The sequence below is a fragment of the Jejubacter calystegiae genome (assembly GCF_005671395.1).
Lineage (GTDB): Bacteria > Pseudomonadota > Gammaproteobacteria > Enterobacterales > Enterobacteriaceae > Jejubacter > Jejubacter calystegiae.
The window spans coordinates 426,805-442,118 of the sequence record NZ_CP040428.1 but is presented as its reverse complement, the minus strand read 5'-3'; the positions used below and the strand labels follow the sequence as shown (position 1 = coordinate 442,118).

The following is a 15,314-nucleotide window of genomic DNA, read 5'->3' as shown; positions in this document are numbered from 1 at the left end:
GAAGTTGAGCAAAGTTTTACTTCGGGCGCCCTGGGGCATACACTGCGCGCTATCAACAGAGGTAAAAGTAAAGACCATGCGTGTACTGGGTATAGAGACATCCTGCGATGAGACCGGCATCGCCATTTACGACGACAGCCAGGGGCTGTTAGCCAACCAGCTGTATAGTCAGGTGAAATTGCACGCCGACTACGGCGGCGTGGTGCCGGAGCTGGCCTCCCGCGACCACGTGCGCAAGACGGTGCCCCTTATTCAGGCGGCGCTGAGCGAGGCGGGGTTAACGGCAAAAGATATCGACGCCGTGGCCTATACCGCCGGGCCCGGACTGGTTGGGGCGCTGCTGGTTGGCGCTACCGTTGGCCGTTCGCTGGCCTTCGCATGGCAGGTTCCGGCTATTGCGGTTCACCATATGGAAGGGCATCTGCTGGCGCCGATGCTGGAAGAGACGCCGCCGGAGTTCCCCTTTGTGGCGCTGCTGGTTTCCGGCGGTCATACCCAGCTGATTAGCGTGACCGGCATCGGTCAGTATCAGCTGCTGGGCGAATCTATTGACGATGCGGCAGGTGAAGCCTTCGATAAGACCGCCAAGTTGCTGGGGCTCGACTACCCCGGCGGGCCGATGCTCTCTAAGCTGGCGCTTCAGGGCACCCCGGGACGTTTTACCTTCCCGCGGCCAATGACCGATCGCCCGGGGCTGGATTTTAGCTTCTCGGGTTTAAAGACCTTTGCGGCCAATACCATTCGTGACCACGCCGGTGACGAGCAGGCTCGCGCCGATATCGCTCGCGCCTTCGAGGATGCGGTGGTGGATACCCTGATGATTAAATGCCGTCGGGCGCTGGATCAGACCGGTTTTAAGCGCCTGGTGATGGCGGGCGGCGTGAGCGCCAACCGTACCCTGCGGGCAAAGCTGGCGGAGATGATGACCAAACGCAATGGCGAAGTCTTCTACGCGCGCCCTGAATTCTGTACCGATAACGGGGCGATGATCGCCTATGCTGGCATGGTGCGTCTAAAGGCGGATTGCGTGGCGGATCTGAGCGTGAGCGTACGGCCGCGCTGGCCGCTGGCGGAATTACCCGCCGCCTGACTTCATGCCTCTCCTTCTCCCTCAGGGAGAGGGACGGGGTGAGGAACAGACGGTTACTTCGGCTGCTGTTCCTCGTCCTTTTCTTTCTTCCCTTTCTTCAGCTTCTTCCAGATCTTTGTCTCCTGCCCCCGCCACAGGCGCTGAATATTGTCGTGATGACGCATCAGGATCAGGCAGGAAAGCATCGCCACCGGGAAGGTGAACTGCGGTTTGAACCACCAGACATAGAAGGGAGCGATCAGCGCGCTGACGATAGCGCCCAGCGAAGAGTAGCCGCTCAGCAGCACCGTCAGCAGCCAGGTACCGGTCATGACGCCGGTCAGATCCCAGCCGATGGGGGCGATGGCGCCAAGGGCGGTAGCAACGCCTTTACCGCCGCGAAAACCGAAGAAGACCGGCCAGATATGGCCCAGACAGGCGGCAATCGCCACAATGCCCAACCAGAAAGGGGGAACGCCCAGTCCCCAGGCGGCCCACACCGGCAGCATACCTTTCAGAATATCGAAAACCAGTACCACTGCGGCAGCGCCCTTGCCGCCGGTGCGTAGCACATTAGTGGCTCCCGGATTATGGGAGCCGCTCTGGCGGGGATCCGGCAGGCCGGCAAGTCGGCAGACCAGAATGGCGCTGGAAATTGAGCCGCAAAGATACGCGAGGATGATCATCCCAAGCGCGATTGCACTCATAACGCTGTTCCGTTGTGAAAATGTCGTTTTATTTTCTGCATCTGTGGATAATACGCATATTTCGCTGCAAGTGGTATCCCCGATGATGCTCCCTGCGCCGGGCTTCTGATAGCACCGGACCGGCCTGAAACCAGCCGCGGAGCGGGATAAAAGGGGTGGCGCTTGTCGCTTCTCTGTAACATAAATTATTTATGGTGCGAACAACGTAACGGGCAGGTCGTGATGGATATTGTATTTATAGAGCAACTTTCGGTAATTACCACCATTGGCGTTTACGACTGGGAACAGACCATTGAGCAGAAGCTGATTTTCGATATCGAAATGGGCTGGGATAACCGAAAGGCGGCGGCAAGTGATGATGTGAATGACTGCCTGAGCTATGCAGACGTCAGCGATGCGATAGTCGCCCACGTTGAAGGGGGGCGTTTTGCGCTGGTCGAACGGGTGGCGGAAGAGGTGGCTCAATTACTGCTGAGCCGCTTTAACTCGCCCTGGGTGCGCATTAAAGTCAGCAAGCCCGGCGCCGTGGCCAGAGCCGCCAGCGTCGGGGTGGTTATCGAGCGTGGCACAAATCTGAAAGGCTAATTTTAGGGTTATTCGGGTAAACCAAACGCGGTATGACAGGTCATACTGCGTGCACCTTTTTTGAGCTGCGGGTTGCGGCTATTTTATTGTTTATCATTTAGAGGGTTAATGCTGATGGGCGATGTTCATTCGCTGGTGATTGCCGCCATTCTGGGGGTGGTGGAGGGGCTGACTGAGTTTCTGCCGGTCTCCAGCACCGGGCATATGATTATTGTGGGCCACCTGCTGGGTTTTGAGGGCGACAAGGCGGAAACCTTCGAGGTGGTTATTCAACTGGGATCGATCCTGGCCGTGGTGGTGATGTTCTGGCGCCGCCTGTTCGGACTTATCGGCATTCACTTCGGTAAGCCGCCCCACGAAGGCGAAGGCAGCGGGCGGCTGACGCTTATCCATATTCTGCTGGGGATGATCCCGGCCGTGGTGCTGGGGCTGGTCTTCCACGATACCATCAAGTCGTTGTTTAATCCGGTGAATGTGATGTATGCCCTGGTGGTGGGGGGGCTGTTGTTGATTGCCGCCGAATGCCTGAAGCCAAAGCAGCCGCGCGCCGTGGGTATCGACGATATGACGTATCGCCAGGCCTTTATCATCGGCTGCTTCCAGTGCCTGGCGCTATGGCCCGGCTTTTCGCGCTCCGGCGCCACTATCTCCGGCGGTATGCTGATGGGCGTGAGCCGCTACGCCGCCTCTGAGTTCTCCTTCATCCTGGCTGTGCCGATGATGATGGGGGCGACGGTGCTGGATCTCTACAAGAGCTGGGGATTCCTGAGCATGGGCGATCTGCCGATGTTTGCGGTGGGATTCGTTACCGCCTTTATCGTGGCGCTGATCGCCATTAAGACCTTCCTGCAGCTGATTAAGCGCATTTCGTTTATCCCGTTCGCCATCTACCGCTTTATCGTTGCGGCGGCGGTCTGGGCAGTCTTTATGTAAGACCGTGCTTTGCCCTCAGCCTGCGGGCTGAGGGCAGGTCTGCGCCTTCCACTGCGCGACCGCCTGAATGCGGCGGCGCGTTAGTTCATCGCGAATCTCCGCCCCTTTAAAGCCCGCCTCGACTACCGCTTTGGTCGGTACCGCCTGAGCGACCTGCCAGGCGTCACGCAGCAGCCGTCCTTGCGGATAGTCGCTCGACTCAAATCCGGTACGCCCGCGAGCGTCTGCTTCGCTGGTCAGAGCGACCTGCTCCACGCGCTGGGGTTTACGCCAGGCATCGATATCGTCAAACAGCTTCACCAGAGTTTCGGGTCGCAGTATCGGCAGCGTGTGGATCAGATCGTGATAGCGGGCCACCAGCTTTGCCAGGTCGCGAATCTCATTCGGTACCCGCAGACGCAGGCACAGTTGTTCGACCAGCTTAACGCCCGCCGGACCGTGTCCGTGGTGGCGCGGCCATAGGTGCTTTGGGGTTAACCCTTTACCTAAATCGTGGGTCAGGGCGGCGAAGCGTACATCCACTTCTGGACTGAGCTGGGCGGCGATGGACAGAGTCATGAGGGTATGAACGCCGGTATCGATCTCCGGGTGCCACTTTTCCGGCGCCGGTACGCCAAACAGGGCATCCACTTCTGGAAACAGCACCGCCAGCGCGCCGCAGTCACGCAGCACCTGGAAATAGACCTGAGGATTACGGCTGGTCAGGGCGCCTTCGGTCTCTTTCCACACTCGTTCCGGCGTCAGATGCGCCAGTTCGCCGTTATCGGTCATTGAGCGCATCAGCGCCAGGGTTTCGTCGGCAATGCGGAAATTCAGATGGGCATATCGGGCAGCGAAGCGCGCGACCCGCAGCACCCGTAGCGGATCTTCATTAAAAGCGGGGGAGACATGGCGCAGCACGCGGCGTTCGATATCCTCACGCCCCCCCCAGGGATCGATAATCTCTCCGTACTGATCCATGGCGATAGCGTTAATGGTCAGATCGCGGCGCTTAAGATCCTGCTCCAGGGTGACATCTGGCGCGGCGTGGCAGATAAAACCGGTATAGCCATGCCCGGCTTTGCGCTCGGTACGCGCCAGGGCATACTCCTCGTGGGTATCCGGATGAAGAAAGACGGGAAAATCGCGACCGACCTGCTGGTAGCTGGCGTCCAGCATCTGCTGCGGCGTAGCGCCGGTCACCACCCAGTCTCTGTCTTTGACCGGCAGACCTAACAACCCATCACGTACCGCGCCACCGACCAGATAAATCTTCACCTGCCATTCTCCTTACCGCTGTTGTTCAGCCGATGATACGTAAGTGTAGAGGAGAAGGCTAAGGAAAGCTGAGCAACGGGCGCCGTAGGGCGCCCGTTTGGTAAGGATTAGTTCATCCAGCGGTCTTTGCGTTTACGGCTGGGGATCATATGCGGGAGCAGCAGACCCAACAGCAGACCGACGCCGGCGACGCCGCCGCCGTACATAAACCACTGCATAATGATGGTGCGCTGCTTATCATCCAGCTGAATATTTGCGGCATTGACCTTCTTCTGGGCGACAACCAGCTGATTTTTCAACTGCTGATTCTCATCTTTCAGGCCGTTGATAATGCCGTCGCTTTTCGCGACTTTTTGCTGCATATCGGCGGTACGCTGGTTCCAGGTCGTGTCGATATTGTTAAGCTTGTCGGTCAGCGTCTTCACCTGGTTTTCCAGGTCCGGAACCCGGGTACGCAGACTGGGTTCGCTCTTGAGCTGGTCCACCGGGATCCAGGCGGTACGCCCGTCAGCTTCGCGGATCTGAGCATATTTGCCGTTGGTCTGAAGCAGCGCAACCTCATCGCCGGCATTAACAGTGCCCACCAGACGGTAGTTGTCTCCGGGGCCGCTGCGGATCCAGGTTGTCAGCTCGTCAGAGACGAAGCGTTTTTCCTCCGCATGGGCCGCTGTGGCTGCGCTCAAAGAGAGCAAAATCAGGCTAATCAGGCGTAATTTCTGCATTAGATCGTCGTTATTGTCATAGAACGTGAAAAAGTTATGGTGACATCAGTCTGACGAGGCGGATGACAAACCTGAATGAGAATTATCCTGGTGTGTTTGCCCCGCGACCGCTGTCACCGCCTCAGGTTTTACGCCCGTCAAATCGCGCATAACGCGGCAATTTGGCGCAAAATGTCAGGCTGTATCCTGCCATGTATAATGACGGAATGCAGCCTTTCTAAAAGACAAGTAATTGAATCACAAGTTCGCAGGTATTTTGCCAGCGACTAACAGCAGGGTGACGGAACAGATTATGTCCCAGGAAATCGAATTAAAATTTATCGTTCATCAGGATGCACTGGCGCCGCTGCGCACGGCGCTGGATACGCTGGAAGGTGAACACGCCAGCGCTCGTAATCTATTGAATATCTATTATGAAACCCCGGATTTACAGCTGCGTCGCCACGATATGGGACTGCGGGTGCGCGGCGACAATGGGCGTTATGAGATGACCATGAAGACGGCGGGGCAGACCATTGGCGGCCTGCATCAGCGCCCGGAGTATAATGTGGCGCTGGAAAGCCCCGAACTGGAACTGGCGCGCTTCCCGACGGAGATGTGGCCCCAGGGGCTGAATGTTGATGCGCTGTCAGAAATGCTGGAGCCGTTATTCCGCACCGATTTTCAGCGTGAAAAGTGGGTGGTCACTTACGGGGAAAGCCGCATTGAGGTTGCACTCGATCAGGGCGATATCGTCGCTGGCGAGCATCAGGAACCGCTGTGCGAGCTGGAACTGGAACTGCTGGAGGGGCGAGTGGAGGACGTACTGAGCCTGGCCCGTGAAAAGCTATTGCGTGAGGGTTTACGTCAGGGAAGCCTGAGCAAAGCGGCCCGGGGTTACCACCTGGCGCGCGGGAATGCCCTGCGCGAGGTGCGCGAACTGCCGGGGATGGCATGGCTACCGAAGGCCAGCCTTGAGCAGGGGCTGGAAGCAGCGCTGACGCTGGCGCTTTGCCACTGGCAGTATCACGAAGAGCTGTGGGCTCGGGGTCACGACGGCGCGGCGCGTCAGGTGTTACATAGCGTTGCGCTGGTGCGTCATACCCTGGCGCTGTTTGGCGGCGCGATCCCAAGAAAAGCAAGTACCCACTTACGTGACAAGTTAAGTCAGCTGGAAGAAGCGCTGGCGGCACGGCCGCTGGATACATCTCTGCCCTGGAGTCTGAAGAGCAGCAGCGCCCAGCTGGCGCTAACCGAGTGGCTGGCGACCCGCGGCTGGCGCCCCTGGCTGGATACCAAAATGCGCAATAAGCTGGACGGCTCCTTCAAGCGCTTTGCGGATACCCACTTCTCCCGGCTGGCGGCGGAGCTGAAAACGGCTTTTTCCCGTAGCGGAAACGAACAGGCTGGTGAGCAGTTACTTCGCCTGGAGCGCTGCCTGGATATGGCTCGAATATTGGCTGGCGGCTATAAAGAAGTTCGCTGGCAGCCGTGGGTGGGGAGCTGGCAGGCGCTGGCGGATGCCATCTCCCACGGTCGGGTGGGCGATATTGAACACACACGCAGACAGGCGCTGGCTCAGGCGCCGTTCTGGAACCATAGCGGGCAACACTAACCGGACAAGGACCACGTTATGACGCCGCTTTCCCCCATTTTGCAGCAACACTGGCAGACTCTGACGGCGCTTTTCCCTCAGGATATCGATCCCGAATCTCTTAACGAAGAGACCCGGGGAGCGCTGATTTTTAGTGACTTTCTGTTTAACAGCCTGATGGCGGAACCGCCGCTACTGGCTGAGCTACAGCAGTCGCCGCCCCGGCCCGATGAGTGGCGGGAATATGGCGACTGGCTGGCCGCCGGGCTTGCGGGTGTGGAAGACGAAGCCGGGCTGATGCGCGAGCTGCGCCGTTTTCGGCGCCGGATACTGACCCGCATCGCCTGGAGCCAGATTCTGCATCACGCCAGCACTGAGCAAACCCTGACCCAGTTGAGCGAACTGGCGGAATGCCTGATTGTCAGCGCCCGCGAGTGGCTGTACGCCGCCTGCTGCCGGGAGTGGGGAACGCCCTGCAACGCCAGTGGCGAGCCTCAGCCGCTGCTGGTGCTGGGCATGGGGAAACTGGGGGGCGGCGAGCTTAACTTCTCGTCGGATATCGATCTGATCTTTGCCTGGCCGGAAGGCGGCGTGACTCAGGGCGGTCGGCGGGAGCTGGATAACGCCCAGTTTTTTACCCGTATGGGGCAGCGTTTGATTAAAGCGTTGGATCAACCTACGGCGGATGGCTTTGTCTACCGGGTGGATATGCGGCTGCGCCCCTTTGGCGACAGTGGCCCGCTGGTACTAAGCTTCGCGGCGCTGGAGGATTACTACCAGGAGCAGGGGCGCGACTGGGAGCGCTATGCCATGGTGAAGGCCCGGGTGATGGGCGATCGTGACGATTCCGCCAGCCAGGAGCTGCGTGCCATGCTGCGGCCCTTCGTATTCCGGCGATATATCGACTTTAGCGTGATCCAATCCCTGCGCAGCATGAAGGGGATGATCGCCCGTGAAGTGCGGCGCCGTGGCCTGACCGATAACATCAAACTGGGGGCGGGCGGCATCCGTGAGATTGAGTTTATCGCCCAGGTTTTCCAGTTGATTCGCGGCGGTCGGGAGCCGCAGTTGCAGCAGCGTTCCCTGTTGCCCACCCTGACGGCCATTGGCTGCCTACATCTGCTGGAGCCTGCAAGCGTTGAAGCGCTGCGCGAAGCCTACCTGTTCCTGCGGCGTCTTGAAAACCTGTTACAGAGTATCAACGATGAGCAGACCCAGACCCTGCCGCAGGATGCGCTGAATCGCGCCCGTCTGGCCTGGGGGATGGGCATGGATGACTGGCAGACCCTGCACGCCCGTCTGGAACTGCATATGGCTGCGGTACGCCGTATTTTCGATGCGCTGATTGGCGATGATGAACCTAATGGCGAAGAAGAGACGGTGGCCGAGTGCTGGCGTGGGCTGTGGTTGGATGCGCTGGACGCCGATGACGGCATGCCGGAGCTGGCGCATCTGAGCGAAGAGGCGCGTCATCAGTTGCTTGAGCAACTGGCAGGTTTCCGGCGCGAAACGGATAAGCGTACCATCGGCCCACGGGGGCGTCAGGTGCTGGATCAGCTGATGCCGCGCCTGTTAAGCGAGATCTGCGTGCGCGATGATGCGGCGCCGACCCTGGCGCGCATCACGCCGCTATTGAGCGGCATCGTTTCGCGTACCACCTATCTGGAGCTGCTGACCGAGTTTCCCGGCGCCCTGAAGCATCTGATTCGGCTGTGTGCCGCATCGCCGATGGTGGCCAACAAGCTGGGGCGCTACCCGCTGTTGCTCGACGAACTGCTGGATCCCAACACCCTCTATCAACCCACCGCCACCGACGCCTATCGCGACGAGCTGCGTCAGTATCTGCTGCGGGTACCGGAAGAGGATGAAGAGCAGCAGCTCGAAGCGCTGCGCCAGTTTAAGCAGGCTCAGCTACTGCGGGTGGCTGCCGCCGATATCGCCGGCACGCTGCCGGTCATGAAGGTGAGCGATCATCTAACCTGGCTGGCCGAGGCGATGATCGATTCAGTGGTGCGTATGGCCTGGAATCAGATGGTGGCACGCTATGGTCAGCCCACCCACCTGCGCGATCGCGATGGGCGTGGCTTTGCGGTGGTGGGGTATGGCAAGCTGGGCGGCTGGGAACTGGGCTACGGCTCCGATCTCGATCTGGTGTTTCTGCACGACTGCCCGGCGACGGTGATGACCGATGGCGAGCGGGAGATCGACGGGCGTCAGTTCTACCTGCGACTGGCTCAGCGCGTGATGCATCTGTTCAGCACCCGTACCTCATCCGGCGTGCTGTACGAGGTGGACGCCAGGCTGCGGCCTTCCGGATCGGCGGGCATGCTGGTCACTCCCCTGGACGCTTTTAGCGACTACCAGCAGAACGAGGCCTGGACCTGGGAACATCAGGCGCTGGTGCGCGCCAGAACGGTCTGGAGCGACTCTACCCTGGCTGGCGGTTTCGACGCGATCCGCCGTCAGGTGCTGGAAAAGCCGCGCGATCCCGCCGCCCTGCGTGAAGAAGTACGCAACATGCGGGAAAAAATGCGCGCTCATCTGGGCAATAAGCATCGGGGCCGCTTCGATATCAAAGCCGATGAAGGCGGTATCACCGATATCGAATTTATCACTCAGTACCTGGTACTGGCCCATGCCCATACCCAGCCGCTGTTAACGCGCTGGTCCGACAACGTGCGAATTCTGGAGCTGCTGGCCAGAAGCGGGGTCATGGAGCAGGAAGAGGCGCAGGCGCTGACCAATGCATATACGCATCTGCGCGACGAGCTGCATCACCTGGCGTTGCAGGAGTTGCCCGGCCACGTGGAGCCTGCGCTTTTCGAACGCGAACGGGCGCAGGTTGCTGCCTGCTGGCAGAGGTGGTTGGGGGCCTGATGGTGTAAATACCCGTCATACTTCAAGCTGCAGATGCGTTGGCTACGCTCGCTCACCCCGGTCACATAGTACGGCTATGCTCCCGGGGATTCACTCGCTTGCCGCCTTCCTGCAACTCGAATTATTTAGGGTATATGCTATTATCGCGCCAGATTCGAAGTTTCTCGCTGGAGAGTCAGAAATGAAAGTAACGCTGCCCGAATTCACACGCGCAGGCGTCATGGTGGTTGGGGATGTCATGCTGGATCGCTACTGGTATGGCCCCACCAGCCGTATATCCCCGGAGGCCCCGGTCCCGGTGGTGAAGGTGAATACGATTGAAGAGCGCCCCGGCGGCGCGGCCAACGTGGCGATGAACATTGCCTCGCTTGGCGCTTCTTCGCGGCTGGTGGGTCTGACGGGGATCGACGACGCGGCCCGCGCTCTGAGCAAAGCGCTGGCCGATGTTAATGTGAAGTGTGATTTCGTCTCGGTTCCGACCCATCCCACCATTACCAAACTGCGGGTGCTGTCGCGCAACCAGCAACTGATCCGTCTGGATTTTGAAGAGGGATTCGAAGGGGTGGACGCCGAGCCGATGCATGAACGCATCAATCAGGCGCTGCCGCAGATTGGCGCGCTGGTGCTGTCCGACTACGCCAAAGGGGCGCTGTGCAGCGTTCAGCAGATGATTCAGCTGGCGCGTAAGGCAGGGGTTCCGGTGCTGATCGACCCGAAAGGGGCCGATTTTGAACGTTATCGCGGGGCGACGCTACTGACGCCGAATCTCTCTGAATTTGAAGCGGTGACAGGTAAGTGCCGCAGCGTGGAGGAGATCGTCGAACGGGGCATGAAGCTTATCAGCGATTTTGAGCTTTCAGCGCTGCTGGTGACTCGCTCCGAGCAGGGCATGACGCTGCTGCAGCCTGGTAAGGCGCCGCTGCATCTGCCAACCCAGGCGCAGGAAGTGTATGACGTGACCGGCGCCGGAGATACGGTTATCGGCGTGCTGGCGGCGACACTTGCGGCAGGGAACTCGCTGGAAGAGGCCTGCTTCTTCGCCAATGCGGCGGCGGGCGTCGTGGTCGGCAAGCTGGGCACCTCCACCGTATCACCGGTCGAACTGGAAAACGCGGTGCGTGGTCGTTCGGAAACCGGATTCGGCGTCATGAGCGAAGCGGGGCTGAAACATGCCGTTGCCGATGCCCGCAAGCGCGGCGAGAAGGTGGTGATGACCAACGGCGTGTTCGACATTCTGCACGCCGGCCATGTTTCCTATCTGGCCAATGCCCGTAAGCTGGGGGATCGGCTGATTGTGGCGGTGAACAGCGATGCCTCCACCCGTAGTCTGAAAGGCGACAGCCGCCCGGTGAACCCGCAGGATCAGCGAATGGACGTTCTGGCCGCGCTGGAGGCGGTAGACTGGGTGGTGCCTTTTGAAGAGGATACCCCGCAGCGCCTGATCGCGGAGATCCTGCCGGATCTGCTGGTGAAAGGCGGCGATTACAAGCCGGAAGAGATTGCGGGCAGTAAAGAGGTGTGGGCTAACGGCGGTGAAGTGAAGGTTCTGAACTTCGAAGATGGCTGTTCCACAACCAACATCATTCGCCGGATTCAGCAGGACGCAAAAGGCGAATAAGCTAATGGCGGGAGGCGCTCCTCCCGCTTATAGATTCAGGCCTGAGGCGCCTGCTGGTCGTCGGCGGCAGGCGCCTTATCCTTGTTTTCCAGCTCATTCAGGCGCTGCTCCAGCGCGGTCAGTTTCTCGCGGGTACGCAGCAGTACCTGAGTCTGCACATCAAACTCTTCGCGGCTGACCAAATCCAGGCGATTCAGCTGTGACTGCAGGACCTGACGGATTTTCTTTTCCACATCTTCCCCGAATTCGCGAATCCCTTTCGGCATCGACTCATGGACCTGGCGGGCGATCTGTTCAATTTTTTTCGGGTCAATCATAGCGGTTTCCCTGAGGTAAATAAGGTGTATTGCGTTAATTGTAATGCCTGATGCGCGGCGGATAAACCAATAATCATGCTTTCGCCATTAACCGCAAACCGCGATCCCGAAACGTCGTTGCCGGGTACGGTAATTAGCGTTATAGTGATCCTGCTTATTCTCAGGGCGGGGCGAAATTCCCCACCGGCGGTAAATCAGTTCGAATCCAGCAGGATGACTGAAAGCCCGCGAGCACTCCGGATACCATCCGGAGGTTAGCAGATCCGGTGTAATTCCGGAGCCGACGGTTAAAGTCCGGATGGGAGAGGATAACGATTCTGTCGGGCGCTACCCGCTCACGTTATTGTATTGCCGATTTTTCGGCACACTCCTAAGACAGCCCTGGTTCTGGTAATCCATAATTTTAATGAGGTTAACTTACCATGAATCAGACTCTGCTTTCCGAATTTGGCACTCCTTTCCAGCGTGTCGAAAATGCACTGGCCGCACTGCGCGAAGGGCGTGGCGCGATGGTGCTGGATGATGAAGATCGCGAAAACGAAGGCGATATGATCTTTGCCGCTGAAAATATGACCGTGGAGCAGATGGCGCTGACCATCCGTCACGGTAGCGGTATTGTCTGCCTGTGCCTGACCGAAGAGCGTCGTCAGCAGCTTGATCTGCCTATGATGGTGGAAAATAACACCAGCGCCTATGGTACGGGGTTCACCGTGACCATCGAAGCTGCCGAAGGCGTAACGACCGGGGTTTCCGCCGCCGACCGTCTGACCACGGTACGCGCCGCCACTGCCGATAACGCCAAACCCTCCGATCTTCATCGCCCGGGCCATGTGTTCCCGCTGCGCGCTCGCGAAGGCGGAGTGCTGACTCGCGGCGGCCATACTGAGGCGACCATCGATCTGGTGACCCTGGCAGGCCTGAAGCCGTCAGGCGTGCTGTGTGAACTGACCAATGATGATGGCTCTATGGCGCGCGCGCCGGAGTGTGTAGCCTTTGCCCGCCAGCACAATATGGCCGTGGTCACTATCGAAGATCTGGTGGCATACCGCCGGGAACATGAGCGCAAGGCCAGCTAACCTGCGTTGTTATTGATTACGTTGCCCGAAAGCGTGGTGGCGCTAAAAACAGCTTCCATCTCCGGAAGCTGTTTTTCTTTGTCCTCTTTAATCTCCCATCATGCGTCATTGACGTACATTCGCTGTGCCGGATACACTACGGCAATAACATACGCCACGGACGCACATCGATGTTATTTATTGAGACGCCTGTCTTTACCGAGGATGTTCAGATACTGCTGAGCGATGATGAGTATCGTCGGTTTCAGCAGTACCTGGCGGACAACCCGACATTCAGGTGAAGTGATTCAGGATACAGGCGGACTACGGAAAGTACGCTGGGCCTGTGGCGGTAAGGGGCGACGGGGTGGTGTGCGGATTATTTATTACTATAAAGTGAGTGATTTACAAATTCGGCTACTGTTGATTTATAAGAAAGGCGTAAAAGACGATCTGAGCGCAAAAGAGAAGCAAATTTTACGGGCCATGAATGAGAGGTGGTAAATGGACGAGAAATTATTCAATCGGTTAACTGAAAGCATGGCTCAGATGAATGATATCCTGGAAGGAAAGGCATGCCCTTCCCGGGAAGCTATGGTGGCTGCGGTACAGGTGAAAAAAATACGTCAGGCGACCGGCTTATCGCAAAGTGGTTTTGCCCGGCTTATCTCCGTCAATATCGGTACCTTACGGAACTGGGAACAGGGAAGACGTGAGCCGACTGGCCCCGCCCGGGCATTGCTGCGTGCCATTGAGCGGGACCCTGAACATGTGCTTCTGGCGCTGGCTGCCGAATAATCATCCTGAATTCAGCTGATGCCGGTGCTCTGTAACAGCGTCAGGCTGAATCCCATGACCGACATACCGCACAGCACGCCATAGCTTGGGTTGTTATGCGGATCGATCTCTTTGGCCAGCGGCATCAGTTCATCTACCGACAGCGCCACCATAATACCGGCCACGGCGGCCATAATCGCGGCCATCACCACCGGTGAGACCAGGCTGCCGAGGATAAGCCAGGCCAGTACCCCGCCCAGAATTTCGGCGCAGCCCGAAATGCCTGACCAGAAAATAGCCTTACGCCGCGACCCCGTGGCGGCATAGACCGGGCCAGCCACCGCTAATCCCTCAGGAATATTATGCAGCGCCACGGCCAGAGCGATGCCCGCGCCCAGTTCCAGATCGCTGCTGGCGGTCACAAAGGTGGCGATACCTTCGGGAAAGTTGTGCAGGCTGATGCCCAAGGTCAGCAGCAGCGCGGTGCGTTTAAGGTTGCGCTTCTTGAGGGTGCCGTCGAGCAGATCCTGAGGATGGGCGTGGGGCAGGGTGCGATCCAGCGCAAAGTAGCCCAGCAGCCCCAGCATAAACATGCCGTAGCCGATAACCGGCGACATTCCCGGCGTATCCAGCGCGGCTGGCAGCATCTCCATCAGGGATATTAACAGCATAATTCCGGCGGCGAAGCCGAGTGAAAAAGCCAGTACCCGATTGGAAGGCTTCTGGCCGATCACGCCGAAGAAAGCGCCAATGAAGGTAGCGCCACCCGCCAGCAGGGTCAGGATCAGAGGGGCAGACATCTCAAAGCTCCTTGATGATAATGATTCTTATTCATATTATCGGGAGGCCGCACAAAAAGCGACACCGCGGCCGGTGTTTTACAGAACGCTTACATTCAAATTTCCTGACAGTCTCCATCACGCTTCTCCGGCATCTTCACTGGCCGAAAATGGGTAAGGTGTTAATAACAACCTTACCATTTTCAGGATGTCTGTTTATGACGATTCGCCCAATGCCGGCACTTTTTCTTGGCCACGGCAGCCCGATGAACGTGCTGGAAGATAACCAATATACTCGCTGCTGGCGTCAACTGGCAGAGATATTGCCGCGTCCCAAAGCTATTGTGGCGATCTCCGCCCACTGGTACACCCGTGGTACGGGGGTGACAGCCATGGAACAGCCACGCACCATTCATGATTTCGGCGGTTTCCCGCAGGCGCTGTACGATACTCAATATCCGGCTCCCGGTAGTCCGGCTCTGGCGCGTGAGATTGCGGCGCGGCTGGCGCCGGTTCCCGTCATGCTTGATGAAGAAGCCTGGGGTTTCGACCACGGCAGTTGGGGCGTGTTGATTAAGATGTACCCCGCAGCGGATATACCGGTGGTGCAGCTAAGTATCGATGCTACTCAGCCTCCGGAATGGCATCTGGAGATGGGGAAACGACTGGCGGGCCTGCGCGAGCAGGGGATTCTGCTGGTGGCCAGCGGCAACGTGGTGCATAACCTGCGGATGGCGCGCCGTCAGGAGGGGGAAACGGCTTATCCCTGGGCCGAATCTTTTAACCAGTTTGTCAAACAGAACCTGACCTGGCGCGGACCCGCGGCTCAGCACCCGCTGGCGCATTATCTGGAACATGAAGGGGGCGCGCTGGCGAACCCGACGCCGGAACATTTCCTGCCGCTGCTCTATATTTTGGGGGCCTGGAACGGCGAAGAGCCGGTGACGCTACCGATAGAAGGCATGGAGATGGGGTCTTTGAGTATGCTGTCGGTACAGATAGGCGAATAGCGCCGGAGGACTCTCCTCCTCCGGCACCAGGGCTT

General features: G+C 58.6%; 14 protein-coding genes, 1 pseudogene and 1 riboswitch. Of the genes and pseudogenes, 10 read left to right on the top strand and 5 right to left on the bottom strand.

Features of this window, described 5'->3' with window-relative positions:
* Positions 1–76 precede the first annotated feature (76 nt).
* On the top strand, positions 77–1,090 hold the full coding sequence (tsaD, locus tag FEM41_RS01840; RefSeq protein WP_138093879.1) for a tRNA (adenosine(37)-N6)-threonylcarbamoyltransferase complex transferase subunit TsaD: 1,014 nt from the start codon (positions 77–79) through the stop codon (positions 1,088–1,090).
* A 53-nt stretch (positions 1,091–1,143) separates the two neighbouring features.
* On the opposite strand, the gene plsY is transcribed toward tsaD, so the two are convergent.
* Positions 1,144–1,776 (bottom strand): glycerol-3-phosphate 1-O-acyltransferase PlsY, encoded by a 633-nt coding sequence (plsY, locus tag FEM41_RS01835; protein ID WP_138093877.1) that lies wholly within the window; start codon positions 1,774–1,776, stop codon positions 1,144–1,146.
* 222 nt (positions 1,777–1,998) lie between these two features.
* On the opposite strand from plsY, the gene folB reads away from it, so the two are divergent.
* Both folB and bacA read left to right on the top strand, forming a co-directional pair.
* Positions 1,999–2,361 (top strand): bifunctional dihydroneopterin aldolase/7,8-dihydroneopterin epimerase, encoded by a 363-nt coding sequence (gene folB / locus FEM41_RS01830; RefSeq protein ID WP_138093875.1) that lies wholly within the window; start codon positions 1,999–2,001, stop codon positions 2,359–2,361.
* A gap of 114 nt (positions 2,362–2,475) precedes the next feature.
* Positions 2,476–3,294: an undecaprenyl-diphosphate phosphatase gene (gene bacA, locus FEM41_RS01825; protein ID WP_138093873.1), complete on the top strand. Its 819-nt coding sequence runs from the start codon at positions 2,476–2,478 to the stop codon at positions 3,292–3,294.
* A gap of 15 nt (positions 3,295–3,309) precedes the next feature.
* On the opposite strand, the gene FEM41_RS01820 is transcribed toward bacA, so the two are convergent.
* A complete protein-coding gene (locus FEM41_RS01820) occupies positions 3,310–4,551 on the bottom strand; it encodes a multifunctional CCA addition/repair protein (RefSeq protein WP_138093871.1) in 1,242 nt (413 codons plus the stop codon).
* 107 nt (positions 4,552–4,658) lie between these two features.
* Positions 4,659–5,273 (bottom strand): TIGR04211 family SH3 domain-containing protein, encoded by a 615-nt coding sequence (locus FEM41_RS01815; protein ID WP_138093869.1) that lies wholly within the window; start codon positions 5,271–5,273, stop codon positions 4,659–4,661.
* A 292-nt stretch (positions 5,274–5,565) separates the two neighbouring features.
* On the opposite strand from FEM41_RS01815, the gene FEM41_RS01810 reads away from it, so the two are divergent.
* The 3 genes from FEM41_RS01810 (at position 5,566) to hldE (ending at position 11,341) form a co-directional block, all read left to right on the top strand.
* The gene (locus FEM41_RS01810) at positions 5,566–6,867 is read left to right on the top strand and encodes a CYTH domain-containing protein (protein ID WP_138093867.1); all 1,302 of its coding nucleotides are present in this window, start codon (positions 5,566–5,568) and stop codon (positions 6,865–6,867) included.
* An 18-nt stretch (positions 6,868–6,885) separates the two neighbouring features.
* Entirely contained in the window at positions 6,886–9,723 is a 2,838-nt protein-coding gene (glnE, locus tag FEM41_RS01805; RefSeq protein ID WP_138093865.1) for a bifunctional [glutamate--ammonia ligase]-adenylyl-L-tyrosine phosphorylase/[glutamate--ammonia-ligase] adenylyltransferase, read from the top strand.
* Between the two features lie 181 nt (positions 9,724–9,904).
* Positions 9,905–11,341 carry a bifunctional D-glycero-beta-D-manno-heptose-7-phosphate kinase/D-glycero-beta-D-manno-heptose 1-phosphate adenylyltransferase HldE gene (gene hldE, locus FEM41_RS01800; RefSeq protein ID WP_138093863.1) on the top strand — a complete coding sequence of 479 codons (1,437 nt, stop codon included), beginning with the start codon at positions 9,905–9,907 and terminating at the stop codon, positions 11,339–11,341.
* A 35-nt stretch (positions 11,342–11,376) separates the two neighbouring features.
* Here hldE and ubiK read toward each other — a convergent pair whose 3' ends face one another.
* Positions 11,377–11,658, bottom strand: coding sequence for a ubiquinone biosynthesis accessory factor UbiK (gene ubiK / locus FEM41_RS01795; protein WP_138093861.1), 282 nt, complete (start codon positions 11,656–11,658; stop codon positions 11,377–11,379).
* Positions 11,659–11,810: 152 nt separating this feature from the next.
* A riboswitch (FMN riboswitch) is annotated at positions 11,811–11,972 on the top strand.
* Between the two features lie 108 nt (positions 11,973–12,080).
* Between ubiK and ribB the strand changes: the two genes are divergently transcribed.
* From ribB to FEM41_RS01780, 3 genes and pseudogenes are all read left to right on the top strand, one after another.
* The gene (gene ribB / locus FEM41_RS01790) at positions 12,081–12,734 is read left to right on the top strand and encodes a 3,4-dihydroxy-2-butanone-4-phosphate synthase (RefSeq protein ID WP_138093859.1); all 654 of its coding nucleotides are present in this window, start codon (positions 12,081–12,083) and stop codon (positions 12,732–12,734) included.
* A 170-nt stretch (positions 12,735–12,904) separates the two neighbouring features.
* Positions 12,905–13,217 (top strand): annotated as a pseudogene (locus FEM41_RS01785) (type II toxin-antitoxin system RelE/ParE family toxin).
* A complete protein-coding gene (locus tag FEM41_RS01780; RefSeq protein ID WP_138093857.1) occupies positions 13,218–13,511 on the top strand; it encodes a helix-turn-helix domain-containing protein in 294 nt (97 codons plus the stop codon).
* Positions 13,512–13,522: 11 nt separating this feature from the next.
* On the opposite strand, the gene zupT is transcribed toward FEM41_RS01780, so the two are convergent.
* On the bottom strand, positions 13,523–14,290 hold the full coding sequence (zupT, locus tag FEM41_RS01775; RefSeq protein WP_138093855.1) for a zinc transporter ZupT: 768 nt from the start codon (positions 14,288–14,290) through the stop codon (positions 13,523–13,525).
* A 197-nt stretch (positions 14,291–14,487) separates the two neighbouring features.
* Here zupT and ygiD point away from each other — a divergent pair, with 197 nt between their 5' ends.
* Positions 14,488–15,279 (top strand): 4,5-DOPA-extradiol-dioxygenase, encoded by a 792-nt coding sequence (gene ygiD, locus FEM41_RS01770; protein ID WP_138093853.1) that lies wholly within the window; start codon positions 14,488–14,490, stop codon positions 15,277–15,279.
* The last annotated feature ends 35 nt before the right edge of the window (positions 15,280–15,314 follow it).